Here is a 25,869-nt window from a genome sequence, read left to right on the forward strand (position 1 = left end):
TTTAGAACAATACAGTCTTTTATGCCATATTCATAATTAATTTACTCGTTAGAAGAATTATAACGTTTAATACTTGACATAATTTCTTCGCGTGCCACTTCCGGACCGACCCATCCTTCTATTTTAACCCATTTACCTTCTTCCAAGTCCTTATAATGAGTAAAGAAGTGTTCTATAGACAACAATAAATGCTGTGGTAAATCCAAGTGAGATTCTATATTTTGATACATTTTACTCAATTTAGCGGTAGGCACAGCAAGTAACTTAGCATCGACTCCAGACTCATCTGTCATCTTTAACATGCCGATTGTTCGGCAAGAAATTACCGCGCCACTGATTAAAGGTACAGGAGTCACCACCAACACATCAACTGGGTCGCCATCTTCCGATAAAGTTTGCGGAATATATCCATAGTTGGCTGGATAAAACATAGCGGTTGCCATAAATCTATCGACAAACAAGGCACCAGTTTCTTTGTCTACTTCATACTTTACTGGCTCTCCATGCATAGGAATTTCGATAATCACGTTAATATCATTCGGAACGTCGTTACCGCTTTTAATTTCCATTAAACTCATTTATATGCCCTTATAGTCAATAAGAAAAGTTTATTATCCTAGAAAAAGCCCTTTAGATCTACTGCATCTGCTAAGTGTACTAAATTTGTTGAATTTCCTAGAGTTTTCTCCTCCATCACGATAATAACTTCTACTTTGATGAAAAATCTTGCCAAAAGACAAAGACAAGCTGTCGCAATCTAATAAAGGAAATGTATAATATCTTTTTAATTATTAATCAGGTTAATTATGACTTGCTTGTTTTGCAAAATTGCTCAAGGTGAAATTCCTGCTACTGTAGTTTATCAAGACAATGATATAATGGCCTTTCGTGATATTAGACCACAAGCACCTACGCACATACTGATTATCCCCAAGCAGCATATTGCAACAATCAATGACTGTGACGATGATGATAGTCAGCTTCTGGGATCGATGATTTTAAGAGCAAAGAAATTAGCTCAGTCTGAAGGACTTAGTGATGTAGGATACCGATTAGTTTTTAATATTAATTCTGGTGGCGGGCAGGAAGTTTACCACATTCATTTACATTTACTTGGTGGACGTCAAATGACTTGGCCGCCAGGCTAGGAGTTCTTGCTATGGAACAACTATATACTAAACTCCTTCAAGAGTTAGGTGAAGATATCAATCGTGAAGGGCTAAAAGATACTCCCGCACGAGCATCGAATGCGATGCGGTACTTAACAAAAGGTTATCGTGAAGATCTGGACGACATTATAAATGGCGCTCTCTTCGACTCTGACATGAGTGAATTGGTCATAGTAAAAGATATAGAATTATATTCTATGTGCGAACATCATTTATTGCCTTTTTTAGGGAAATGCCACGTAGGTTATTTACCTAACGGTAAAGTAATAGGCCTCTCTAAAATCGCTCGCATTGTTGATTTTTTTGCTCGAAGACTACAAATTCAAGAGCGAATGACAGGAGAAATAGCTCGTTGTATTGAGTCTGTCACTGGAGCTCGAGGTGTTGCTGTAGTGATAGAAGCAAAGCATCTTTGCATGATGATGCGAGGTGTTGAAAAGCAGAATTCTGTTATGACTACATCGATGATGTTGGGCGAAATGGGCTCTAATCACAGTAGCCGCAGTGAATTTTTAAACCTGATTCGTTGACCTTTGCCATTCGCGTAATGGCATCAACTTAATATTTACGGCGTCTGTTGGGCTACGCTATCGCTTGGTTCCAACCTACCAGTATTACTCCATACTCCTAAAATCGACGCCATTAACCTTCAAATGATGGCATCAACTTAAGGTTTATAACCAGCAAGCGGCAACGCCGCATTGCCGGTTATAATCAATAGCACTTACTCTTCTTCTGAATGATCGTTTACCACATCAGCATGTTTGCCATCTTTTTCATGATGTGTTGCTTCATCATTCGCAGTAGCGCTTGCTGCGTTAGAGGCTGCTTGAGGTTTATCTTTCCATTCTAGTTTTACGCGGCCTTGCTTATCAATCCCCGCGACAAATACCTCAATATCCTGTCCTTCTTTTAGGACATCCTCAACTTTTTGCGCTCTATCATTGCAAATTTGTGAAATATGCAATAATCCATCCTTGCCAGGTAAAAGATTAATAAACGCGCCAAAATCGACAATTTTACTTACTTTACCTTGGTAAGTCTGGCCAACTTCTACTTCAGCAATCAACGCTTTAATTTGTCGTTGAGCTTCCTCTAAAGCCATTTGATCTGGTGAAAATAATTGCACAACGCCAGTATCATCAATATCAATTGAAACTCCTGTGCTTTCAATCAGACCTTTAATTGTTGCGCCACCTTTACCGATAATTGTTCTAATTTTATCTTCAGCTACTTTCATTGTAGTGATTCGTGGTGCATGCTGTGATAATTCTTCCCTATGCTCAGACAAAGCATTATTCATTATGCCAAGAATATGAATGCGGCCAGCTAAAGCTTGTTCCAGCGCCTGCTCCATGATTTCACTGGTAATTCCAGTGATTTTAATATCCATCTGTAATGCGGTAACCCCTTGTTCCGTACCAGCCACTTTAAAATCCATATCACCTAAATGGTCTTCATCACCTAGAATATCGGTCAATACAGCAAAACGCTCACCTTCTTTAATTAACCCCATGGCCACACCTGCAACAGGAGCTTTTAGAGGGACGCCAGCATCCATCAGAGCCAAACTAGTACCGCAAACAGTCGCCATGGAACTTGAACCATTAGATTCAGTAATCTCAGAAACAACTCTCAGTACATAAGGAAAATCAGCCGCACTAGGAAGTACTGCCATCAAAGCACGTTTAGCCAAACGACCATGCCCAATTTCACGACGCTTAGGACTGCCAACCATGCCTACTTCGCCTACAGAATAAGGAGGGAAATTGTAATGGAGCATGAATTTATCTTTAGCTTCCCCATTAATTCCATCTAAAATTTGTGCATCGCGCTCATTGCCTAAAGTAGCAACAACGATAGCCTGGGTTTCTCCGCGGGTGAACAAGCAAGATCCATGGGTTCTTTCCAAGAATTTAGTACGAATAGCAATAGGACGTACTGTTTTATGATCGCGGCCATCAATACGAGGCTCACCATTAAGAATACGGTTACGAACCGTAGAGCGCTCTAAATTACCAAACATTTCGGTAATTTCGTCTGCTCTTAACTCACCATTTTCAGTTAATAATGCAGCTACCGCTTGATCTCTCAACTGATCTAAACGTTGATAACGCTGTTGTTTGTCTTTGATCAGATAGGCCGCCTCTACATCATTCTGGCACATATCAATAACTCTTGCTTGTAAATTAGTGTTGATTTCTGCTGGAGTCCAATCCCAACGAGCTTTGCCTGTTTCAGCAGCTAACTCTTCAATTACTTTAATGACACCTTTCATCATTTCGTGACCAAACATAATTGCGCCACGCATAATATCTTCACTTAATTCTTTGGCTTCTGATTCAACCATTAAAATTGCTTCTTTAGTACCTGCAACCACTAAATCAAGTTTAGATCCTTCCAACTCTTTTCTGCTAGGATTTAATAAGTAAATGCCATCTTTATAGCCTACACGTGCAGCACCTATAGGTCCATTAAACGGAATGCCGGAAAGAGCAATAGCTGCAGAAGCACCTATCATTGCAAGAATGTCTGAAGAAACATCTGGATTTAAAGAAAGAACTGTCGCAATAACTTGCACTTCGTTATAGAAATTATCTGGGAATAGGGGACGAATGGGTCTATCGATCAAACGTGAAATTAATGTTTCATTATCACTAGGTCTGCCTTCACGCTTATTAAATCCGCCAGGGATTTTTCCCACCGCGTAGAACTTCTCCTGATAATTTACTGTGAGAGGAAAAAACCCATTATTTTCCGCATTCTCTTTTTTTCCAACAACGGTTACCAACACTTGGGTACCATTCATGCTCACTAACACAGCACCATCAGCCTGTCTTGCTATTTCACCAGCTTCTAATACTAGAGTGTGGTCACCAAATGCTACCTCTTTTATAATTTTAGCCACGTAATGTTCCCCATTAAGTAATTATAACGAAAAAAAAGGCGCAGAAAACTGCGCCTTTTATCTAAACGATTGAATATGTCTGATGCGTCTCTTTAGAGACCATAATCTCAACAATCAATAAGAATCTCTCAATCCTAAACTTTGGATTAATGTCTGATAACGAGATTGATCTGTACGCTTCAAATATTTTAGCAACTTGCGGCGCTTATTAACTAAGCTTTGCAAACCACGTCTGGAGTGAAAATCTTTTTTATGATCTTTGAAGTGGTCAGTCAAATATTTAATACGACCAGTAATCAAAGAAACTTGCACCTCTGGTGAGCCAGTATCTTTATCAGCACGCTTGTATTCTTTAACAATTTCTGCTTTTTCCGCGCTATTTAGCGACATTATATACTCCTGGAACTAAGCTAAGTATTCATTCAAAGGCGAACATTCTACCAAGGCATGCTAAATGAAACAAGAGCTTGAAATTAATTTGTGCAAAAAATTTCATACTTCTCTCCCATTATACATAATTAATCATGTATAAGCGTGTTAACAATACGCTCTAGTTTGAACAAAAATACCATGATTTTAGAGCATCGCTGCAAAAAACATGACCCTTGTCAAAAAAGTAGCGGTTGTAAACGGCCTTTAGAAGGCAAGTAGGCGCTTTGCTTTTAAATCACCATTAACTTGTCGTTCACCTATTCCAATAAATTGTGACCGCTCATTATAGAGACGAACACAATCTGCCACATCAACATTCATCTTATTAGCAAGAACTCTGCCCTGACGAATAGAAAACACCTCTTCGTCAGATAAGATAACCTGAGACAAATAATCAACTGCTTTATCCATGGGAATCAGGCAGTTAATCTTCTGTGTTAAAGACATTTCTTCTATTTGTTCCAAAGTGTACATAGGTATCTGTTGGAACCCTGAAGTGTATAGCCTATGTAGACGAGTGACATGAGCTCCTACCTGCAAATCATCGCCAATATCTTCAACTAAATTGCGTATATAAGTTCCCTTACTGCACGTTACTGTTAATGAAAATTGCTTTCCATCAAAATAATTCAAGTCTAATTGACTAATTAATATATCCCTGGCATTACGCTCTATTTCTATACCCTTTCTTGCAAACTTATATAAGGGAACACCATTATGCTTTAAGGCAGAAAACATCGAAGGTATCTGCTTTGTGCGTCCTTTATATTGCTCTAAAATGTCGTGCAATTGCATTTCGGAAATAGAGTAATCATCAGTCTGAGCAATAACTTCACCAGTAGCATCTGCTGTATTAGTTTTTATCCCCAACAACCCTGTAGTTTCATAGCATTTATCAGCATCAAGAATATACTGACAAATCTTAGTTGCTTCACCAAAACAAATTGGCAGCATACCCGTAGCTAAAGGATCAAGACTGCCTGTATGACCCGCCTTTTTAGCACCAAACAAGTTCTTTGCCTTTTGTAAAGCAAAATTAGAAGACATTCCTTCAGATTTATTGAGCAGTAGGATTCCATCTATAGCGGATTTATGTTCAGTTACTTTCATCGTCATCGGAGTTCGTATCATTCACTTTATCAATTAGACGGCTTAACCGCTCACCATATTCTATTGATTCATCATAAATAAAATGAAGCTGGGGAACGGTTCGCAAAGTAATGCTACGCGATAAAGCAGTACGCAGATAGCTTGCTGCTGCATTTAAAATATTGGTAGCTAATTGTTTATCCTCACTAAAAATAGTGAAATACACTTTTGCATGTCCTAAATCAGCGGATACCTTAACCGCTGAAATAGTAACAAAACCTTTTAAGCGTGGATCTTTGATCTCCTGAGGAATGATCTGAGCCAACTTACGTTGAATCATCTCAGCAATTCTATCAGTACGTTTAAAATTATTGCTCATCTTTATAAATCACGCTTAATTTCAACAGTCTCATACACTTCGATTAAGTCGCCAGGCTTAACGTCATTATAATTTTTTACACCTATACCGCACTCAAAGCCTTGACGAACTTCAATCACATCATCTTTAAAGCGACGTAAAGACTCTAAGGTACCTTCATAGATTACTACGTTAGCACGTAATACACGTATAGGATTATTACGCTTAATAGCCCCTTCAATAACCATACAGCCAGCAATTGCACCAAGTTTTGGCGATTTAAATACATCACGAACTTCAGCAATACCAACAATTTGCTCTTTGAATTGCGGAGCAAGCATACCGGTTAACGCCCCTTTAATTTGATCCACAATGTCATAGATTACACTGTAATAATGTAAAGATATTGATTCTTGCTCTGCCAAGCGCTTAGCAGTACTATCTGCTCTAACATTAAATCCTATTAAAATTGCGCTAGATGCTATTGCTAAATGAACATCAGACTCAGTAATTCCACCAACACCACTTGAAATTACTTCAACTTTTACTTCGTCATTTGATAATTTCACTAAGGCATCAGAAATTGCTTCTAAAGATCCTTGAACATCTGCTTTTAGGACAATATTTAGCACCTTGGATTCGGCTGCTGTCATATTTTCCATGATGCCTTCGATAGAAGATTTTTGACGTCTTGCTAATTTAACATCGCGGAATTTTCCTTGACGGAATAAAGCAACCTCTCTGGCTTTCTTCTCATCAGCAACAACTATAGCCTCATCGCCTGCATGAGGAATTGCCGACAAACCAAGAACCTCTACAGGAGTAGATGGTCCAGCGCTGTCTACTAAGTCCCCGTTATCGCCAACTAATGCGCGAACACGACCATATTGAAAACCTGCGAGTATAATATCCCCTTTATGCAGCGTACCACTTTGCACTAATACAGTAGCAACAGGGCCTCGTCCCTTATCCAGGCGCGATTCGATAACTACACCTTTTGCCGCACCATCGGTTAATGCAGTTAACTCCAGAACTTCTGCTTGCAATAAAATGGCGTCAAGCAGTTCATCGATACCTATACCTGTTTTTGCTGAAATAGAAACAAACATGGTGTCACCACCCCAAGACTCAGGGATAACCTCATGGACAGACAATTCATTCATGACTCTTTCAGGATCTGAATCAGGCTTATCTATTTTATTAATTGCAACGATAATAGGTACTTTTGCTGCTTTAGCATGTTGAATCGCTTCTATAGTTTGAGGTTTAACCCCATCATCGGCTGCAACAATCAGAATCACTATATCAGTTGCTTGAGCACCGCGCGCTCTCATTGCAGTAAAGGCAGCATGTCCAGGTGTATCAAGAAAAGTGACATCGCCCTTAGGTGTGCTCACATGATAAGCCCCTATATGTTGAGTAATGCCCCCTGCTTCTCCTGCAGCAACCTTAGTACGGCGAATATAATCGAGTAAAGAAGTTTTACCATGATCTACGTGCCCCATTATAGTAACAACAGGTGCGCGAGGAGCTCTATGTGACCCTTTAGATATTGACTCACCTAAGCCAGCTTCTATTGCATCTTCTTTTATAACAGTCGCTTTGTGTCCCATTTCTTCAACAACAATTACCGCCGTTTCTTGGTCAATAACCTGATTAATTGTTGCCATGGCACCTAAGGTCATCATCACTTTAATTACTTCTGCTGCTTTCACAGACATACGTTTTGCAAGTTCAGCAACAGTAATCGTTTCAGGAACCATTACTTCTCTGACGATGGGGGCTGTAGGTAAAGCAAATCCATGTGTTAAGGACTCTTCTGCTTCTTTATATTTATCTGATTTTTCAGAACCCTTACGTTTTTTAAACTTATTCCGGCCACCGCGACGGTGAGCATCAATATCCTCTTCGTCCCGTTCAAAAGTTTGATATTTGGGTTTTTTCTTAACTTTTTTGAACTCAGAGGCCTCAGCTTCAGACTTCGTTTGCTCAACAAATTTCTTTTTAGTGGTTTTCTCTGCGGATTTCGCCTCTTCTTTCATTGAAACTGCTGAAGAAACGACTTCTGGTGAAGCATTCTCTAAGACTTTTTCTGTTAACAATTCTAATGGATCAGTAGGTTCTTCTTCCGAAAGAATTACAGTAGCTTCTTCAATATTTTGTCCTTCAGACTCATTCTGAACGACAGACTCATCGGCTACCGGAGCTTCAACAATTAGCTCTTCAGTAGTGTTTTCTTCATTTGGTGGGAGCTTTTCAACAACTGACGCTGACTCCGCTGCAGAAGGAGATGTAATCTCTCCGATTTCAGGCTGCTCAACAATACTGCGTTGTTTAACGAATGTTTTTTTCTTACGTACTTCAACATTCACTGTTTTGCCACTATGAACATCGTGCCCCACAGTAACCTGAGATAAACTTTTACGTCGTAAAGTTATTCTTTCAGGTGTAGCAACGGTATCACGTGCAGAGCTACCCTTTAGGTGATTGAGTAAAATTCGCTTTTGATCCTCATTCACAGTCTGTTGATCATCCGTGAAAGACAACCCCGCTTCCTGTAACTGGTTCAATAAGCGTTCAACTGGGATACCAACGACTTGAGCTAATTGTTTAACCGTCACATCCGCCATATTTTATATCCTCTTTCAGCACTTTCTTAATGAAACTGCATATATATATTTTAACACTTTCAAACACCATCTCTGGTGTAATTAATTATAAAAACCTCAGTGCTTACATAAACCATGGTTCTCTTGCCTTCATAATTAAGGCAGCGGCTTTTTCTTCTGTTATACTATCAATTTCAAGCAATTCATCTACCGAATGCTCTGCTAATTCTTCCATAGTAGTAATGCCCTTACTAGCTAATTTATTAGCAAGCTCTTCGGTCATTCCCTCCATCGTCAGAAGAGAAGCATCTGGTGAGCCAGATAATCCTTTTCCTGAAGAAAGTGCCATAGTTAACAAAGCATCATTCGCTCTATTTCTAAGTTCCTCAACGATCTCTTCATCAAATTCCTCTATCGCAAGCAGCTCTTCTTTAGGTACATAAGCTATTTCTTCTAGAGAAGAAAATCCATGGGCTACCAATAAAGTAGCAATTTCTTCGTCAATTTCAAGATTAGAAGTAAATAGCTTGACTATTTTACTTGATTCTTCTTGATTTTTATTTTCAAACTCTTCTATTGTCATGACATTAAGAGTCCAGCCTGTCAGCTGGCTTGCTAATTTGACATTTTGTCCATTTCTACCAATCGCTTGCGATAACTGTTCTTTTTCAACTGCGAGATCCATAGTATGACTATCTTCATCGACTACTATAGAAGATATATCCGCAGGAGCCATAGCATTAATCACTAGCTGCGCAGGGTTATCATCCCATAAAATAATATCTACACGTTCTCCACCAAGTTCGCTTGATACCGCCTGGACTCTTGCACCACGCATACCGACACAAGCACCGATAGGATCTATACGTCCATCATTAGTTTTAACAGCAATTTTGGCTCTGTTTCCTGAATCACGAGCAGCGGCACGAACCTCAATAATATTTTCACCGATTTCAGGAACTTCAATGCGGAATAGCTCAATAAGCATTTCATTACGTGTACGACTTACAAAGAGCTGCGGGCCACGAGCCTGAGGTGAAATTTCATATAAATAAGCACGGACTCTATCATTAGGTCGAAACATCTCATGAGGCAACATCTCTGTCCGAGGTAAAAAGGCTTCTGCTTTACCCCCCAAATCAATAATCACATTATCTCGAGTAACTTTCTTAACGGTTCCATAGACTAGTTGACCTAATTTACTACGGAATTGATCAATAACTAGTTCACGCTCAGCTTCTCTAACTTTTTGCATGATTACTTGACGAGCCGTCTGGGCTTCAATTCTACCGAATTCAATAGAAGGAATAAGTTCTTCAATCCGCTCACCAATTGCGATTGATGGATTACGATTTTTAGCTTCGTCTAAAGTTAATTGATGATCGGGAAATTCAAGCTCATCATCATTGACTACATCCCAATATCTAAAAGTTTCATATTCGCCAGTTCGCGGGTCAAGTTTAATACGCACACCTATTTCTAAGCCTAAAATCTTGCGTGTCGCAGACTCTAGTGCTGACTGAATAGCACGAATAATAACTTCTTTACTTACCCCTCTTTCGTTTGATAACGCCTCAGCAACTAATAACAATTCTTTGCTCATTGTTCGCCTCTCTAGACTGTCAAATTTGCTTTCACAATATTTGAAAAAAGTAGTTCTTGATGTTCCCCATTTATATCCAATACTACTGTGCTTTCATTCGCTGAAACAATAATACCTGACATTTTCCGTTTACCGTTTACTGGCTTAAAAGTCTTTACCTGAACTGCTTGTCCTAAGTAACGTTGATATTGCTCATGGTTAAACAATGGCCTAGGAATGCCTGGGGATGATATTTCTAAATTATAGTTTCCTGGAATTGGATCTTCTACATCAAGTAATGCGCTAACTTGCTTACTAACTGCTTGACAGTCTTCGATTCCAATTCCATCTGGCTTATCTATGTATATACGCAATAAAGAGTGTTTACCCTGAGAGAGGTATTCACATCCCCAGAGTTCATATCCCATGTCATTAACAATGGGAGACAGTAATTGTACTAGTTCATCTTGCATCATAATATTAAATTAACAAACAAAGAAAGGGCGCACACGCCCAAGTCTGTTAACTGACTTAGATTAGCACAGTACCCTGTTTAACATAATAAAAAACCCCATAAATGGGGTTCTGAAAAGTGGTAGCGGGGGCAGGATTTGAACCTACGACCTTCGGGTTATGAGCCCGACGAGCTACCAGGCTGCTCCACCCCGCGTCAACTGAGGCCAATTATACTGGGAGTTGCTGATCATAGCAAGTACTTTTCGCAAAGTTTAGTAATTAATTAGTCTTAATTCGCTGTAGATAGTATATCAATGGTTTTTAGAGCATAAGATGAACAGTTTTTGCAATGCTAGGCAGGGATACATGACCTAGCATTATTGGTATAGAGTTTGGAATTAATATGTCCTATGACATTAACCATTAAAAGCATTAATGCATGCAGCAATTAAGGCCCCAGGAAATATTCCTAAATACAGTAAAGAAAGGCAATTTAACGAATAGAACAATCCATTGCCTTTACCGATCACAATTCGCTCATTATGAGTAGGCTGATCAAAATACATAATTTTAACAATTCGCAAATAATAGTATGCACCTATAACAGTCAGTACAAGACCAACAATTGCGACCCATAACATATTGGCATCTACTAACGCTTTAAGCACCAACAACTTAGTAAAGAAACCAACGGTAGGGGGAACTCCGGCCATAGAAAACATGACAACAAGCATCATAAACGCAAGCCAAGGACTTCTTTTATTTAATCCTTTTAAATCATCTACGCTATCTATTTCCATGCCTTGATTCGACATTAAAACGATGAGACCAAATGCAGCCGCAGACATCAAAGCATAAACAACAATATAGTATAAGGCAGCGGAATAACCTGCTGCGTTTGCAGCCAAAACTCCAAATAATGCGTATCCCATATGAGATATTGCTGAATAAGCGAGTAAACGTTTAATTTTATTCTGTACTACAGCAAATAAATTTCCTAATGCTGCTGATAGTAAAGACATGACTAATATAATTTGCTGCCATTGTGCCGCAATATCGATAAAACCAATTGTGAGTAAGCGAAACGCCATACCCATCGCCGCAACTTTAGGTGCTGTACTAATAAATAGAGTAACCGCACTCGGAGCACCTTGGTAGACATCTGGCGCCCACATATGAAAAGGTACTGCAGCTAATTTAAAGCCAACTCCGGCAAGAATAAATACTAAAGCAAAAGCCAGCAATAAATTTTGTTGCTGATGGCTTGCAGCGATTGCATTAGCAACTTCGAGTAGATCAAGCTTTCCAGTAGCCCCGTAAATTAATGAAATACCATATAACAGCATTCCAGAAGCAATGGCTCCCATCACAAAATACTTCATTGCGGCTTCTGACGCATCACTATCAGTGCGTCTAATTGCTGTCATAGCATAAAGAGGCAATGACATGAGCTCCAAACCTAGATATATTGTTAACAGTGAATGAGCTGATATAAGAATCATCATACCTAGGGTTGAAAAAAGACCTAGTACATAATAATCCCCATACGGCATTTGCCGTTCTTCCATATAATTATGAGAATAAGCAAAACAGAAAAAAACGGTAATATAAACGAAAAACTTCATCAGATGAGCTATATCATCACTAATAAATAAGCCGTTTAAAGTGACTACTTTAAAGCTGCCTATATATAAATAACTAACACACGCCGATAAAAACAGGCCTATACATGCGACGAAAAATGTAGCCGATTTATATTTATGCCGACAAAATAAATCGGTAAGCAATGCAAGGCATGCGGTCGCCAGCACGATCATCTCTGGAAGGGCTACATGGATATTTTCAAGTAATGCAGTCATATTGTTTAACCTTGCAACGTTACAATTTAGATTTAGCGGCTAGTGCTAGAGTGTGGCTTACTGTTTGATGAACATATTCCAACATCGGCTTGGGATATATACCCAAAGCGATAACCATCAAAGCAAGCAAAACATAAGCACTTAACTCAAATCCCGATATATCTTTTAAAGCAGCTACCTTATCATTAGCAACAGCACCGAAGATAACCCTCTTATACATCCACAATGTATAAGCTGCGCCGAGAATTAATGTAGTAGCAGCCCAAAAGGCAACCCAAAAACCAGCCTTTACGCTACCTAATATCACCATAAACTCACCAACAAAGCCTGATGTGCCAGGTAGTCCTGCATTGGCCATAGCAAACAACATAAAAAATGATGCAAAAATAGGCATAGTATTTACAATACCACCAAAGTCAGCTAACCGTCGTGTGTGCATACGATCATAAATAAATCCGACGCCGGCGAACATTGCGCTTGATACGAAACCGTGAGAAATCATCACCACAATGGCCCCTTCAAGAACTAAACCTGCGGTAGTTAATCCGGTTTGATTTGCAATAGCAAATATAGCGAAACAGCCTAAAGTTACAAATCCCATGTGAGAGATGGATGAATAAGCAATTAATTTCTTCATATCCTTTTGAATAATTGCCACTAATCCAATATAAACTACCGCGATCAATGATAAGGCAACCATTACCCCGGCATATTTACTACACGCGTCCGGCACTATAGGCAGGGAAAAACGAATGAATCCGTATGCCCCTAACTTAAGTAAAATTGCCGCTAAAATTACGGAACCGCCGGCAGGCGCTTCTGTATGAGCATCAGGCAACCAAGTATGCACTGGAAACATTGGAATCTTGATTGCGAATCCTAAGAAAAACGCAATAAAAATTAATGTCTGTGCGGTCATACTCAGTTTAATTGCATAGAAGGTTTCTATCTTAAAGGATCCTGCAATGTACCCCATATACAAGAAACTAGCTAACATTAATACAGAGCCTAAGAAGGTATAAAGGAAAAACTTTATAGCAGCATAAACGCGGTTATCCGAACCCCATATACCAATAATAAGATACATAGGGATTAATGTAGCTTCCCAGAATATGTAGAATAAAATGGCATCCATTGCCGAAAAGACACCAACAAGCAGGCCTTGCATAATTAAGAATGAAGCCATGTATTGCGATACTCTTTTCTTAATCCCATCCCAGGTAGAAAGTATTACTATTAAATTAGTAAAAATACTTAAAACTATAAGTAACAGTGATAAACCATCGATACCTAGAGTGTAGTTAATACCTAGGGCCGGCATCCAGGGAATGTCCTCTAAATACTGCATGCCTGCAGTTTGTATATCAAAACCACTTACTAAAGGAATACAAACAACTAAGCATAGCAATACCGTAAATAACGATAAATAACGCGAAATATTAGGATTACTTTCATCTCCTGTTAGGAGTACAAAAACACCGCCTATAATTGGCAACCAAATCAGCAAATTAAGCAAATGATGCATATTCTTACCTTGTCTTTAGCCCAGTATCAACCAGCACAGAAATATTAATAATCCCAATACCATTACTGTTGCATAATGATACAGATAGCCACTTTGTATTATACGACCTTTACTTGAAAACCATCGAACCAGTCGGCCACTGCCATTTACTACAGCCCCATCAATTAACTTTTGATCGCCTACGCTATAAAAGAATTCGCCTATACCTTTAGAGCCTTTAACAAAAAAGATGTCATTAAAACGATCAAAACCATATTTGTTCATCAGCATGTTATAAATTAAAGAACAACGCTGTGCTAAATAACTTGGAATAGCAGGGAAAGCAATATAGCAAATCCATGCTATAAACGCACCGGCTAAAGAAATCCATAAAGTCAGTGAGTGAACTGAATGAAGCATACTTGTGAAAGGTGAAGTTACCTCATGAGCTAACTCCGCCAATACATTATGCTCAGGCAGAACAAAAATTGACGAGCTGAGTAGGGTTGGTTTATCAAAAAGCATGGGCATATAAAGTACATAACCGAGAATCACAGATGGAATAGCGAGTAACACTAAGGGTAACCAAACTACCCATGGAGACTCATGAACATGACTCAACGTATGCTCATCCATACGAGGCTGACCATGAAAGGTCATGAATAAAGATCTAAAAGTATAAAGAGCGGTTACCATAGCTCCTACTACAACGCAGAAATAGGCATAACTACTCCCGGGAATTTGTGATAATTGCGCTGCCTCAATAATTGTATCCTTTGAGTAAAAACCTGCAAATGGAGGAAATGCACAAAGCGCCAATGAACCAATTAAATAAGTGGCGTAAGTGATTGGCATTTTATTCCATAACCCACCCATTTTCCTCATATCTTGTTCGTGGTGCATTCCAATAATAACTGATCCTGCGCCCAAGAATAACAACGCTTTAAAGCACGCATGTGTAAGCAAATGAAACATGCCCGCACTATATGCTGAAGCCCCCATTGCCACCATCATATAACCTAGTTGTGACAGGGTAGAATAAGCAACCACACGTTTAATATCATTCATTACTAGAGCTAAGATACCAGTAAATAATGCGCCTGTAGCTCCAATAACTAGAACAACAGTTAATGCTGTAGTTGATAACTCAATTAAAGGAGATATTCGAGCGATCATAAATACCCCAGCAGTAACCATCGTTGCCGCATGGATTAACGCTGAAATAGGTGTAGGACCTTCCATAGATTCAGGTAACCACACATGTAATGGTACCTGTGCTGATTTACCCATAGCCCCCACATAAAGCAAGAGGCAAATAACAGTCATCAATGACCAAGGGTGGCCAGAAAATAATTCTATCTTTTGGCTAGCTAAGTAGGTCGCACTTTTAAATACAGTCGCGTAATCAAGACTACCTGTATAAGCAAAAACTAATGCTATCCCCAAAACAAAACCGAAGTCCCCTACCCTATTCACTAAAAATGCTTTTAGACTTCCCTCCAAAGCAGATTCTCTTTGATACCAAAAACCGATAAGGAGATACGATACGAGACCTACACCTTCCCAACCAAAAAATAATTGGAGGAAGTTATTTGAAGACACCAGCATCAACATCATAAAAGTAAATAAGGAAATATAGCTAAAGAAACGCTGATATCCATCATCATCTGCCATATATCCAATACTATATATATGAACCAATAAAGAAACAAAGTTGACAATGACCAACATTACGACGCTTAACGGATCGATTAAAAAACCTAAATTAAATTCATAGGAAAATAATAATCCACCTGTGGCCCAATGATAAAATAAAACACTTGTCGAGCTAATCGCCCCTGAAAATAATTTATAGGCTATATCTATTGATAATATTAAAGAGATAGTAACTCCTATAATAGTTACCATATGAGCCCCTACTCGGCCAATCTGATTACGAAACAAACCAGAAATGACAGATCCAACAAGGGGAGCTAAAACAATAATTAAACAAAGTTGTAGTATACTCACGATCTTAACCTTTTAAATGATTCATCTTATCTACATCAATATTGCCGCGATTTCTGTAGAGCAACATGACTATGGCTAAACCTATAGCGGCTTCTGCTGCTGCCACTGTTAAAATAAAGAAGACAAATACTTGTCCACTTAATTCACGATAATAATGTGAAAAGGCTACGAAATTTGTATTTACCGCTAATAGCATTAGTTCAACACACACTAGTAGCAGAATGATATTTTTGCGATTTAGCATGATGCCTACAAGGCTTAGACTAAACAAAATCGCAGACAATATCAGATAATCATTAACAGGTATCATAATAAAGGATTCCCCAATTGTTATTTCTCTGATTTCATATTGATTAATTGAACTCGATCTTGGGAACGAGTCATAATTTGTTCTTTTATATTTTGACGTTTGGAACGAATAGCGCCTCGGTGCACCAAGGTAATTGCTGATACTATAGCGACCAGTAAGAGGGCGGCAGCTAACTCAAACGCGAGTAAATAATCAGTATAAAGAACCATGCCTAATGCTTCAGTATTAGAAACCTCTCCTTTTGAATCGTTAGGATTGGTTACAGAAGAAGAGTTAAGCAATTGTGAATCAGACGTTTGACTATTTTGCTGAGTCTCTATATTTCCTTTAAAAGAATCTGCAGGAATAGCAACCATCAACAGGCCTGTTAGTAAAGCAACAATAATCAAACCAAAGGGTAAATAGCGTATTAAATGTGTTTTAATACTTTCAACATCGATATTCAACATCATGACTACGAAGAGGAACAAAGTCATGACCGCGCCTACATATACCAATACCAAAATCAACGCGAGAAACTCCGCCTCAACTAACATCCATAGTATGGCACTGGCAAAAAAAGTGAGTACTAAGAATAGCACACAGCGCACTGGGTTATTTTGACTAATTACCATTAAAGCAGAACCGACCGCTAAGGCAGCAAAAATATAAAAAATTACCTGAACTAATAAATCATGCATAATTGACCTCTTTATCGGTATTTTTCATCAGCAGCACGATCTGCTGCCAATTGCGGTTCCATCATGTCACCTAAAGCTAATAATTTTTCCTTAGTCATTATATTCTGGCCGCGTTCGCTTACATGATAATGTTGTATTGGAGTAACCACTATAGAATCTACAGGGCATGACTCTTCACATAAACCACAATTGATACACTTAAATATGTCTATATCATAACGAGTGGTTCTTCTTGAACCATCAGCTCTTGCTTCAGATTCAATAGTAATTGCTAATGCAGGGCACACTGCTTCACATAATTTACATGCAATACATCGTTCCTCACCATTAGGATATCGGCGTAATGCCAATAAGCCTCTGAACCGAGGTGACGATGGAGTGTGCTCTTCTGGAAATTGAACTGTAAATTTTTTCTTAAAGAAATATTTACCGGTTAGCTTTAAACCAGATAACAACTCTAACAGAAGAAAACTGCGTACGTAATGCTTTATTTGTTGATATGCTTTTTTCATCGGCTTCTCTATTAACCATCAAAACCAAGGTTTAAGGTGAGTAACAACCATTAAGGCAGTTACGACAATCCAAACTATGGTAACCGGGATAAGTACTTTCCAACCTAATCGCATTAACTGGTCATAACGATAACGTGGAAATGTTGCCCTTACCCATAAGTAAACAAAAAGAAAGAAACTAATTTTTATAAGTAACCATACAAAGCCAGGCACTACGAAAAATATGTTTTCTAAAACAGGGATCCCTTCAAAAGGTGACATCCATCCACCTAAGAATAAAACACTTATCATTACTGAGATAAGTATCATACTGGCATACTCTGCCAAGAAAAAAAGAGCGAACCCTATTCCAGAATATTCGACGTGGAATCCTGCTACAATCTCTGATTCCCCCTCGGCCAAGTCAAAGGGAGCTCTATTGGTTTCAGCAATTCCGGCAATCCAAAAAACCAGAAATAACGGGAATAGAGGAATAAACCACCAATGTAAAATTCCGCCTCGTTGAGACATTACTATATCCGAAAGGTTCATGCTACCAGCCGCTAGCAATACCCCAACTAAAGCAAATCCCATTGCAATTTCATAAGAAACTGTTTGCGCAGTACTTCTTAGTGCGCCGAACATTGCGTATTTTGAGTTGGATGCCCAACCAGCAATAAGAACACCATAAACCCCAAGCGAGCTCATAGCGAATACATAAAGAACGCCGGCATTAATATTAGCTAATACCGTGCCCTCCTGAAAGGGAATAACTGCCCAAGCAGCTAGGGAAGGGACTAAAGCAAAAAGTGGGGCAATAATAAAAAGATACTTGTTTGATTTAGTAGGTATAATTATTTCTTTAGTGATTAATTTAATTAAATCAGCAAAGGGTTGAAGCAACCCGCTAATACCCACTCGGTTTGGGCCTATTCTAACTTGAATGTATCCAATAACTTTTCTTTCCGCGTAAATTAAATAGGCAACGCAAAGAAGTAGAGGCACTACTATTACAAGTATCTTGATGATAATCCAAATCAATATGCTAATGTCTTGAAGCATTTTTTTACCTATTTAGCGCTTTTAATTGTTATTGCAGCAAATGAATGACCTAAATCAGCTGTTTCAGGCATTGCATTCGCTACCCATACCACATCAGCCGCAATACGCTCATCACGTTTTAGCGGCAATGTTATCTCAATATCACCTTGAGATACAGTAGCTATTTCTTCTAATTTCAATCTATCTGCAGTCGATGGATGAATACGTATACAAGCTGTTTCAGATGCTGCACATAATTGCAACTCTTTAGCATTCCTTACGATAGCATCTGTACGATAAAGTGGCCATTCACCGACTCTAACTAATGATTGATTAATAACAGGTAAAGATTCTGGATAATAAGGTATATAATCATGTTCCATTGTCATAGCTGCATTAGTTTTTATTTCAGATAATATTTCTTCTGTTGAAGAGTAATCAAAATGCTTGCAATGTAATAAATTACCTAATACTCGCAATATTTTCCATGCGGGTCGTGCCTCATCGTAAGGTGCCAAAGCACCTTTTACTGTCTGCCACGTATTATCCACATTGATATATGTTCCGGATGTTTCTGCAAATGGAGCCATAGGTAGAATAACATCGACGTAATCCAACATCGATTCATGATTGTATGCAGTTAGCATTACAACAAATTCTGCGGCAAGCATTGATTGTCTTGCGCCGTGAGGATTAGCAAAATCATATCCGGGCTCAACACCCATCAAAAAATATCCTTTAAGCTTTGCATTTAGTGCCGCCTGAACATCAAGCCCGGGTTCCGTAACAGATTTACCAGCAGTTGCCCTGTGCGGAAGCATACCGGCCATCCAAGCCCCCGCAGTATTACCTCCACTCGTCAAGCGTAGGACTTTTGCACCTGATAATTTTTGGATTTCAAAAACTAATGTACGCAACAAAGAAGCTTCCGGGTGGTTTTCACATAGAGCCCCAGTGACTAAACAGGCTTTACTTTCTTTAAGTGCTTGAGCTATATGTATTGTGGTCTTATCGACTTCTAATCCAATTAATAATTTTTGCACTTCTTCAGGTAAGACCTTAGCATCATGCGCTAACGCTAAAGCTAGCTTAGCTAATTGCATAGGCATTTCTAAAGGAGAAGTAACGCTGCTTTCAGTAAGTTCAAATCGATATTCAAAATTAACTGGATTGATTGCGAATATTTTTGCTCCATTGCGAAATGCTTTACGAATTCGTAGCCCTGCTAGTGGGACTTCTCTATCAACATTACAACCTACCAATACTATTGTGTTTTGATGCTCGATTTCTGCGTATGGCAGGGAGCTTTTCGGTGTTGTGGTTTGATTGCTTTGGTCTCTAAAATCAGTTTGTTGCAAACGGTGATCTAGGTTTTGCACCCCTAGTTCTCGCATTAATTTCTGTAATAAATAGAGCTCCTCCAGGGTTGACGAATTGGATGCAAAAGCGGCCATTTGCTCTGGACCATTTTGTTTAATTATTCGACTAACTCCTTCAGCTGTGAATTTCAACGCCGTTTCCCAATCAACAGTTTCCCATTGACCATTGCGCTTAATTTTTGGCTTACCTGCACGAAACTGGCTGTTTAGACCTAAATAGCTAAATCTATCACGATCGGATATCCAAGTTTCATTTATTGATTCATTTTCTTTGGGTACCACACGCATCAATTTATTATTTCGGGTGTGGAAGTATATATTTGTTCCTAAACAGTCATGAGGGGCAACACCATCATGCTGGGTCATTTCCCATGCTCTCGCTGAAAAACGGTAAGGCTTTGATGTTAAAGCGCCAACAGGGCATAAATCTATAATGTTCCCTGAAACCTCCGACGTCATGCTGTGCTTCACAAAAGTACCAATCTGCATGTGTTCACCACGACCAGTCGCACCTAGCTCACGTACTCCGGCAACCTCTTCACCAAAACGAACACAACGTGTGCAATGAATGCAGCGCGTCATTTCCGTTGAAATAAGAGCACCCAAGTCATCATCGTCTACGGAGCGCTTGCTTTCAGTATATTCCGATTGATCTGCGCCGAAGCCCATAGAAATATCTTGCAACTCACACTCCCCTCCTTGATCACATATAGGACAGTCTAAGGGGTGGTTAATTAGCAAAAACTCCATCACCACTTTTTGTGAATGCAACGCCTCCTCTGATTTCGTGAATACTTTCATTCCATTAGTGATAGGAGTTGCGCAAGCTGGGACAGGCTTTCTACCGTTTTCAACTTCAACCAAACACATACGGCAGTTTGCAGCCACAGAAAGTTTTTTATGGTAACAAAAACGAGGGATATAAATACCCGCTTCATCGGCAACTTCAATGATCATTTTACCGTTTTCTACTTCAAATGTTTTACCGTCTATTTCAATAGTAGCCATGGTCTAACCTTCTAAATTATGCTGCAACGACCGAACGTTTATGCTTAATAAAATAATCAAATTCATTATAGAAATGCTTAACAAAACTTTGCACAGGCCAAGCTGCTGCCTCGCCTAATGCACAAATGGTACGTCCTTCAATGTTATCAGCAACATTGACTAGTCTTTCTATATCCCCTGGTTCTCCGTGCCCATGTATAATACGGTGCAGTAATCGAACCATCCATCCGGTACCTTCGCGACATGGGGTACATTGGCCACAAGACTCATCCATATAAAATTCTGCGATACGATATAAAGCCGTAACCATACACGTAGTCTCATCCATAATAATTACAGCTCCGGAACCTAACCCAGACCCAGCCTTTTGGATACTGTCATAATCCATATCAAGGCCAAGCATTACGTCTCCTGGTAAAACGGGCATAGACGTACCGCCAGGAATAACTGCTTTAATTTTACGATTATTAATAACGCCACCAGCCAATTCAAGTAACGTTTTGAAAGATGTCCCTAGTGGAATTTCGAAGTTTCCAGGCTTATTTACATGGCCACTTACACTAAAGCATTTGGTACCGCCATTATTGGGCCGGCCCTGTTTTAAGAACCATTCACCGCCTTTTTCCATAATTACAGGAACGGAGGCGAAGGTTTCAGTATTATTTATTGTTGTTGGTTTTCCATATAAACCATAATTTGCAGGAAAAGGGGGCTTAAATCTAGGCTGTCCTTTCTTACCTTCTATGGAATTCAATAGAGCAGTTTCTTCACCGCAAATATAAGCGCCCGCTCCTAGATGATTATACAGATCAAAATCAATCCCACTTTTTAAAATATCTTTACCTAATAATCCTGCTTCATATGCTTCTTTCAAAGCGGATTCCATTCGTTCAAAAGGTAGCCAAAACTCTCCGCGGATGTAATTATAACCAATGGTAGCGCCCATGGTATATCCAGCGATGGCCATGCCTTCAATCAATTGGTGTGGGTTAAGACTTAAAATCTCTCTATCTTTACATGTACCAGGCTCACCCTCATCAGAATTACATACTACATACTTTTGTACTGGAGAATTACGGTTCATAAAACTCCATTTAAGGCCAGTAGGAAAACCGGCTCCACCACGTCCACGTAAAGCGGAAGTTTTCAATTCATCAATAATAACTTGTGGCGGTGTTTGTTCCTTTAATATCTTGCGCCAAGCACTATAGCCACCAAGACTTTCATAAGCTGATAGAGTCCAAGGCTCAGGTAAATGAACTGTTCGGTAACAAACTTGATTTAATTCAACCATGACGACCACCTCTATCTTTTATTCGTACTGTTCTAATGCTGCATCTATAGACGCCGGAGTAAGATTTTCATGATAATCTTTATCCACTTGCATCATCGGTGCATTTACACAGGCACCTAAGCATTCAACGGATCTTAAAGTGAAACGCCCGTCTGAAGTTGTTTCACCTAAGTTAATCCCTAGTTTTTTTTGTAAATGTTCGACAACATCTGCTGAATCTCTAAGTAAACAAGAAATATTAGTGCACACATTAATAGTATGTTTTCCAGTAGGCTTATGTTCATACATGGTATAGAAGCTAGCCACTTCATATACGGCAATAGGAGGCATCTCTAGATATTCAGCTATAGCGTCCATCAAAACAGGGGTTAAATGGCCGTGTTCTTCTTGAACGATCCTTAAGGCACTCATTACAGCAGATTGCTTTTGATCTGCGGGATATTTTGCAATCCAGTGATTAATATCGTGCATGCCTTTTGCTGACATGAACTGATGTAATATTTTTGCTGAATTCTCAGACATTTCTAAACCTTTATTTCATTAATTAGTGCCTAATTATTTGCACATAAAAGATTAAAATTAGCGATCTATCTCACCAAATACTATATCCTGACTTGCCAAAATTGCTACTCCGTCAGCAAGCATATGACCTTTCACCATTTCATCATAGCTAGATAAGTGAGCAAATCCAGGAGCACGAATTTTCATACGATATGGCTTATTGGCCCCATCAGAAACCATATAAATACCAAACTCCCCCTTAGGAGCTTCAACAGCTGAATACACTTCCCCACGTGGTAAACAAAAACCCTCAGTAAATAGTTTGAAGTGGTGGATTAATGCCTCCATATCGTGTTTCATTTCTACACGACGAGGTGGGGTCACTTTATGATTATCCACACGAACTGGTCCGGGATTTTTCTTTAACCAATCAATGCATTGCTTAACAATACGATTTGATTGTCTTAGCTCTTCAACACGCACTAAATAACGATCATAGCAATCGCCTGTTTTACCAACAGGGATGTCGAACTCTACTTTATCATAAGCAGCATAGCTTTGTTTTTTTCGTAAATCCCAAGCGATACCAGAACCTCTAAGCATCGGCCCTGTAAACCCCCATTGCAACGCATCTTCAGGCGAGACGACACCAATGTCTACAGTACGCTGCTTCCAGATTCTGTTATCTGTTAAGAGAGTTTCATATTCATCCACACAATGCGGAAAGCGTTCGGCAAATGCTTCGAGAAAATCAAGTAAGCTACCTTGACGGTCAGCATTCATTTTTTCAACTTCGCGGTCGCTATGCCATCTTGATGCTTTGTATTGAGGCATCGTGTCGGGGAGATCTCTAGCAACGCCGCCTGGTCTGTAATAAGTGGCATGCATACGTGCACCAGATACAGCTTCATAGCAATCAAATAAATACTCTCTTTCCCTAAAACAATAGAGGAAGACGGTCATTGCACCTATATCTAGCGCTACAGCACCTAGCCATAAGAGATGATTTAAAATTCGCGTAACCTCATCGAACAGGGTTCGAATATATTGTGCGCGCAGAGGAACTTCTATATCGAGTAACTGTTCTAATGCTCTTACATAAGCATGCTCATTACACATCATAGACACATAATCTAGTCGATCCATGTAACCTATACTTTGTAAGTAAGGCTTCGTTTCTACTAATTTTTCTGTAGCTCGATGAAGTAAGCCTATATGAGGATCGGCGCGGACTATAGTCTCGCCTTCAAGCTCTAAAACTAAACGCAGCACCCCATGCGCAGCTGGATGCTGTGGTCCGAAATTTAAAGTATAATTCTTTAATTCAATCATTATTCATCACCCTCATTACTTACATAACGGTTATCATTACGAATAACCTTGGGTACAAGTATTCTGGGCGCGATGTCTACTGGGGTATAGATAACCTTTTGTAATTTTGCATCATAACGCATTTCAACATGACCGCTGAGAGGAAAATCTTTACGAAATGGATGCCCTATAAAACCATAGTCGGTTAAAAGACGTCTTAAATCAGGATGTCCTTCGAATAAAATACCATATAAGTCGTATGCTTCGCGCTCAAACCAATTAGCGCCTTTCCATAAATCATGTACTGATGGAACAATTAGATGTGACTCATCTACAAATAATTTGACTCGCAAGCGATGATTTTTCTTAGTAGACAGCAAATGGTATACTACAGCAAAGCGAGGTTTATCCATAGCATAAGCTCTTGCTTCTTGGCGTTCAACTCCGCGGGAAAATCCACTTTCTGTAGCTGACTCAGTTTCCCAATCGTATTCACCATAAGACAAATAATCTACACCACAAAGGTCAATAAGCTGATCAAAAGAAAATGCCTCTAAATCACGCAACTCAAGCATTATCGCCTTCAAATTTTGTGCTTTGCATTCTATGGTTACCTCGCCATAGGCTATGCTCAGATCAGTGATGTGATTGATTAGTTTAGACTTGAGCTCGTCAACCAAATGATCATTTTTAGTCATCTAATTTGCACCTTTAATGACCCTATAACAATTTAATTAGAAAAGTAATTCATTAATATGATCTACAACATTCACCTTCAATGAATCAATTTGTCTAAACTAAATGGTACTAGGCATCTAATATATTTTTACGCCTGATTTTGTTCTGTAATTGAATAATGCCGTAAAGCAATGCTTCAGCTGTTGGAGGACATCCTGGTACGTAAACATCAACTGGCACAATACGATCACAACCACGCACTACCGAGTAGGAATAATGATAATATCCCCCCCCATTAGCGCAAGAGCCCATTGAAACAACCCAACGTGGTTCAGGCATTTGATCATATACTTTACGTAAAGCAGGAGCCATTTTATTACATAAGGTTCCCGCAACGATCATGACATCAGATTGACGTGGACTTGGGCGAAAAATAATACCAAATCTGTCTAGATCATAACGTGCGGCACCAACATGCATCATTTCTACTGCACAGCAAGCCAAACCGAAGGTCATAGGCCACATTGAACCACTGCGAGCCCATCCAACGAGTTTATCGACCGAAGTCGTTAAAAAACCATTTTTTTGCAATTCTGCAACCGCCATAGCGAGCCTCTAAGCAGTTAAATTTAACAAAAGAAATCACAAAGACTTCTTGACTATATACGAGGAGGAATTATTCCCATTCCAATGCGCCTCGTTTCCATTCATAAATAAAACCAATAACTAATAACCCAAGGAAAAGCAACATTGCGGCACATCCAAACCAACCAATTTTACGCAATGCTAATGCCCAGGGAAAAAAGAATGCCGTCTCTAAATCAAAAATAATAAATAAAATAGCGACCAAGTAAAATCGGACATCAAATGGGATATGTGAACTTTCAAAAGCATCGAATCCACATTCGTACGGTGCGTTCTTGGCACTATCAGGGTTGTGCTTCGAAAATAACGAACCAGCGCCCAACATAGCTAATCCTAAGACTAGCCCAATGATAATAAAAACGAGAACGGGTAAATATTGAGATAGCATCAGTTCACCTTGCTCGGATTAAATGGTGCCGAAGGCCGGACTCGAACCGGCACAGCTTGCGCCACCGCCCCCTCAAGACGGCGTGTCTACCAATTTCACCACTTCGGCATAGTTTTATAAGTTCTCATTTAATACATTTTAAAATTAACATCACCGATGGGATATCT

23 protein-coding genes, 2 tRNA genes and 2 pseudogenes are annotated in these 25,869 nt (G+C 39.3%); 2 read left to right on the forward strand and 25 right to left on the reverse strand.

Translation table 11 applies throughout. The features are described from left to right. Positions 1-41: 41 nt before the first annotated feature. Complete coding sequence (ppa, locus tag LFA_RS15950) at positions 42-578, reverse strand: inorganic diphosphatase (protein ID WP_045097042.1); 537 nt, start codon at positions 576-578, stop codon at positions 42-44. Positions 579-806: 228 nt separating this feature from the next. Here ppa and LFA_RS15955 point away from each other — a divergent pair, with 228 nt between their 5' ends. Continuing rightward, positions 807-1,148 (forward strand): histidine triad nucleotide-binding protein, encoded by a 342-nt coding sequence (locus tag LFA_RS15955; RefSeq protein ID WP_045097043.1) that lies wholly within the window; start codon positions 807-809, stop codon positions 1,146-1,148. Positions 1,149-1,159: 11 nt separating this feature from the next. Continuing rightward, a complete protein-coding gene (folE, locus tag LFA_RS15960) occupies positions 1,160-1,699 on the forward strand; it encodes a GTP cyclohydrolase I FolE (protein WP_045097044.1) in 540 nt (179 codons plus the stop codon). 194 nt (positions 1,700-1,893) lie between these two features. Here folE and pnp read toward each other — a convergent pair whose 3' ends face one another. The 24 genes and pseudogenes from pnp to LFA_RS16075 all read right to left on the reverse strand — a co-directional run bounded on the left by pnp (position 1,894) and on the right by LFA_RS16075 (position 25,810). Beyond that, entirely contained in the window at positions 1,894-4,077 is a 2,184-nt protein-coding gene (gene pnp, locus LFA_RS15965) for a polyribonucleotide nucleotidyltransferase (protein WP_045097045.1), read from the reverse strand. 114 nt (positions 4,078-4,191) lie between these two features. Then, the gene (gene rpsO, locus LFA_RS15970; protein WP_045097046.1) at positions 4,192-4,467 is read right to left on the reverse strand and encodes a 30S ribosomal protein S15; all 276 of its coding nucleotides are present in this window, start codon (positions 4,465-4,467) and stop codon (positions 4,192-4,194) included. Positions 4,468-4,713: 246 nt separating this feature from the next. Then, the gene (truB, locus tag LFA_RS15975; RefSeq protein ID WP_045097699.1) at positions 4,714-5,619 is read right to left on the reverse strand and encodes a tRNA pseudouridine(55) synthase TruB; all 906 of its coding nucleotides are present in this window, start codon (positions 5,617-5,619) and stop codon (positions 4,714-4,716) included. Then, positions 5,606-5,977, reverse strand: a complete 372-nt coding sequence (gene rbfA, locus LFA_RS15980; protein WP_045097047.1) for a 30S ribosome-binding factor RbfA — start codon at positions 5,975-5,977, stop codon at positions 5,606-5,608. The genes truB and rbfA overlap by 14 nt, the downstream gene beginning before the upstream one ends. A gap of 2 nt (positions 5,978-5,979) precedes the next feature. Further along, positions 5,980-8,190: pseudogene (gene infB, locus LFA_RS15985) on the reverse strand (translation initiation factor IF-2); the annotation flags it as partial. A gap of 68 nt (positions 8,191-8,258) precedes the next feature. After that, a pseudogene (locus LFA_RS20665) lies at positions 8,259-8,586 on the reverse strand (translation initiation factor IF-2 associated domain-containing protein); the annotation flags it as partial. Positions 8,587-8,689: 103 nt separating this feature from the next. Continuing rightward, the gene (gene nusA, locus LFA_RS15990) at positions 8,690-10,168 is read right to left on the reverse strand and encodes a transcription termination factor NusA (RefSeq protein ID WP_045097049.1); all 1,479 of its coding nucleotides are present in this window, start codon (positions 10,166-10,168) and stop codon (positions 8,690-8,692) included. Positions 10,169-10,179: 11 nt separating this feature from the next. Continuing rightward, positions 10,180-10,623, reverse strand: a complete 444-nt coding sequence (rimP, locus tag LFA_RS15995; RefSeq protein WP_045097050.1) for a ribosome maturation factor RimP — start codon at positions 10,621-10,623, stop codon at positions 10,180-10,182. Positions 10,624-10,740: 117 nt separating this feature from the next. After that, positions 10,741-10,817 (reverse strand) — tRNA-Met (locus LFA_RS16000). Between the two features lie 202 nt (positions 10,818-11,019). Continuing rightward, the gene (gene nuoN, locus LFA_RS16005; protein ID WP_045097051.1) at positions 11,020-12,462 is read right to left on the reverse strand and encodes an NADH-quinone oxidoreductase subunit NuoN; all 1,443 of its coding nucleotides are present in this window, start codon (positions 12,460-12,462) and stop codon (positions 11,020-11,022) included. Positions 12,463-12,481: 19 nt separating this feature from the next. Further along, on the reverse strand, positions 12,482-13,987 hold the full coding sequence (locus tag LFA_RS16010) for an NADH-quinone oxidoreductase subunit M (protein WP_045097052.1): 1,506 nt from the start codon (positions 13,985-13,987) through the stop codon (positions 12,482-12,484). A 15-nt stretch (positions 13,988-14,002) separates the two neighbouring features. Continuing rightward, on the reverse strand, positions 14,003-15,976 hold the full coding sequence (gene nuoL / locus LFA_RS16015) for an NADH-quinone oxidoreductase subunit L (protein ID WP_045097053.1): 1,974 nt from the start codon (positions 15,974-15,976) through the stop codon (positions 14,003-14,005). 4 nt (positions 15,977-15,980) lie between these two features. Further along, positions 15,981-16,286, reverse strand: a complete 306-nt coding sequence (nuoK, locus tag LFA_RS16020) for an NADH-quinone oxidoreductase subunit NuoK (RefSeq protein ID WP_045097054.1) — start codon at positions 16,284-16,286, stop codon at positions 15,981-15,983. 20 nt (positions 16,287-16,306) lie between these two features. After that, the gene (locus LFA_RS16025) at positions 16,307-16,966 is read right to left on the reverse strand and encodes an NADH-quinone oxidoreductase subunit J (protein WP_045097055.1); all 660 of its coding nucleotides are present in this window, start codon (positions 16,964-16,966) and stop codon (positions 16,307-16,309) included. A gap of 11 nt (positions 16,967-16,977) precedes the next feature. After that, positions 16,978-17,478, reverse strand: coding sequence for an NADH-quinone oxidoreductase subunit NuoI (gene nuoI / locus LFA_RS16030; RefSeq protein WP_045097056.1), 501 nt, complete (start codon positions 17,476-17,478; stop codon positions 16,978-16,980). Positions 17,479-17,496: 18 nt separating this feature from the next. Further along, a complete protein-coding gene (nuoH, locus tag LFA_RS16035; protein ID WP_045097057.1) occupies positions 17,497-18,519 on the reverse strand; it encodes an NADH-quinone oxidoreductase subunit NuoH in 1,023 nt (340 codons plus the stop codon). A gap of 8 nt (positions 18,520-18,527) precedes the next feature. Then, the gene (gene nuoG / locus LFA_RS16040) at positions 18,528-20,885 is read right to left on the reverse strand and encodes an NADH-quinone oxidoreductase subunit NuoG (protein ID WP_045097058.1); all 2,358 of its coding nucleotides are present in this window, start codon (positions 20,883-20,885) and stop codon (positions 18,528-18,530) included. Between the two features lie 16 nt (positions 20,886-20,901). Beyond that, on the reverse strand, positions 20,902-22,179 hold the full coding sequence (gene nuoF, locus LFA_RS16045) for an NADH-quinone oxidoreductase subunit NuoF (RefSeq protein ID WP_045097059.1): 1,278 nt from the start codon (positions 22,177-22,179) through the stop codon (positions 20,902-20,904). Positions 22,180-22,197: 18 nt separating this feature from the next. After that, positions 22,198-22,701 carry an NADH-quinone oxidoreductase subunit NuoE gene (gene nuoE, locus LFA_RS16050; protein ID WP_045097060.1) on the reverse strand — a complete coding sequence of 168 codons (504 nt, stop codon included), beginning with the start codon at positions 22,699-22,701 and terminating at the stop codon, positions 22,198-22,200. 57 nt (positions 22,702-22,758) lie between these two features. After that, positions 22,759-24,012 carry an NADH-quinone oxidoreductase subunit D gene (locus tag LFA_RS16055; RefSeq protein ID WP_045097061.1) on the reverse strand — a complete coding sequence of 418 codons (1,254 nt, stop codon included), beginning with the start codon at positions 24,010-24,012 and terminating at the stop codon, positions 22,759-22,761. Continuing rightward, positions 24,012-24,689 carry an NADH-quinone oxidoreductase subunit C gene (locus LFA_RS16060; protein WP_045097062.1) on the reverse strand — a complete coding sequence of 226 codons (678 nt, stop codon included), beginning with the start codon at positions 24,687-24,689 and terminating at the stop codon, positions 24,012-24,014. Before LFA_RS16060 ends, LFA_RS16055 begins: the two co-directional genes overlap by 1 nt. A gap of 109 nt (positions 24,690-24,798) precedes the next feature. Then, positions 24,799-25,275, reverse strand: coding sequence for a NuoB/complex I 20 kDa subunit family protein (locus LFA_RS16065; protein ID WP_045097063.1), 477 nt, complete (start codon positions 25,273-25,275; stop codon positions 24,799-24,801). Between the two features lie 70 nt (positions 25,276-25,345). Continuing rightward, a complete protein-coding gene (locus tag LFA_RS16070; RefSeq protein ID WP_045097064.1) occupies positions 25,346-25,702 on the reverse strand; it encodes an NADH-quinone oxidoreductase subunit A in 357 nt (118 codons plus the stop codon). Positions 25,703-25,725: 23 nt separating this feature from the next. Beyond that, a tRNA-Leu gene (locus tag LFA_RS16075) sits at positions 25,726-25,810 on the reverse strand. Positions 25,811-25,869: the final 59 nt, after the last annotated feature.

It is taken from the genome of Legionella fallonii LLAP-10, assembly GCF_000953135.1.
Lineage (GTDB): Bacteria > Pseudomonadota > Gammaproteobacteria > Legionellales > Legionellaceae > Legionella > Legionella fallonii.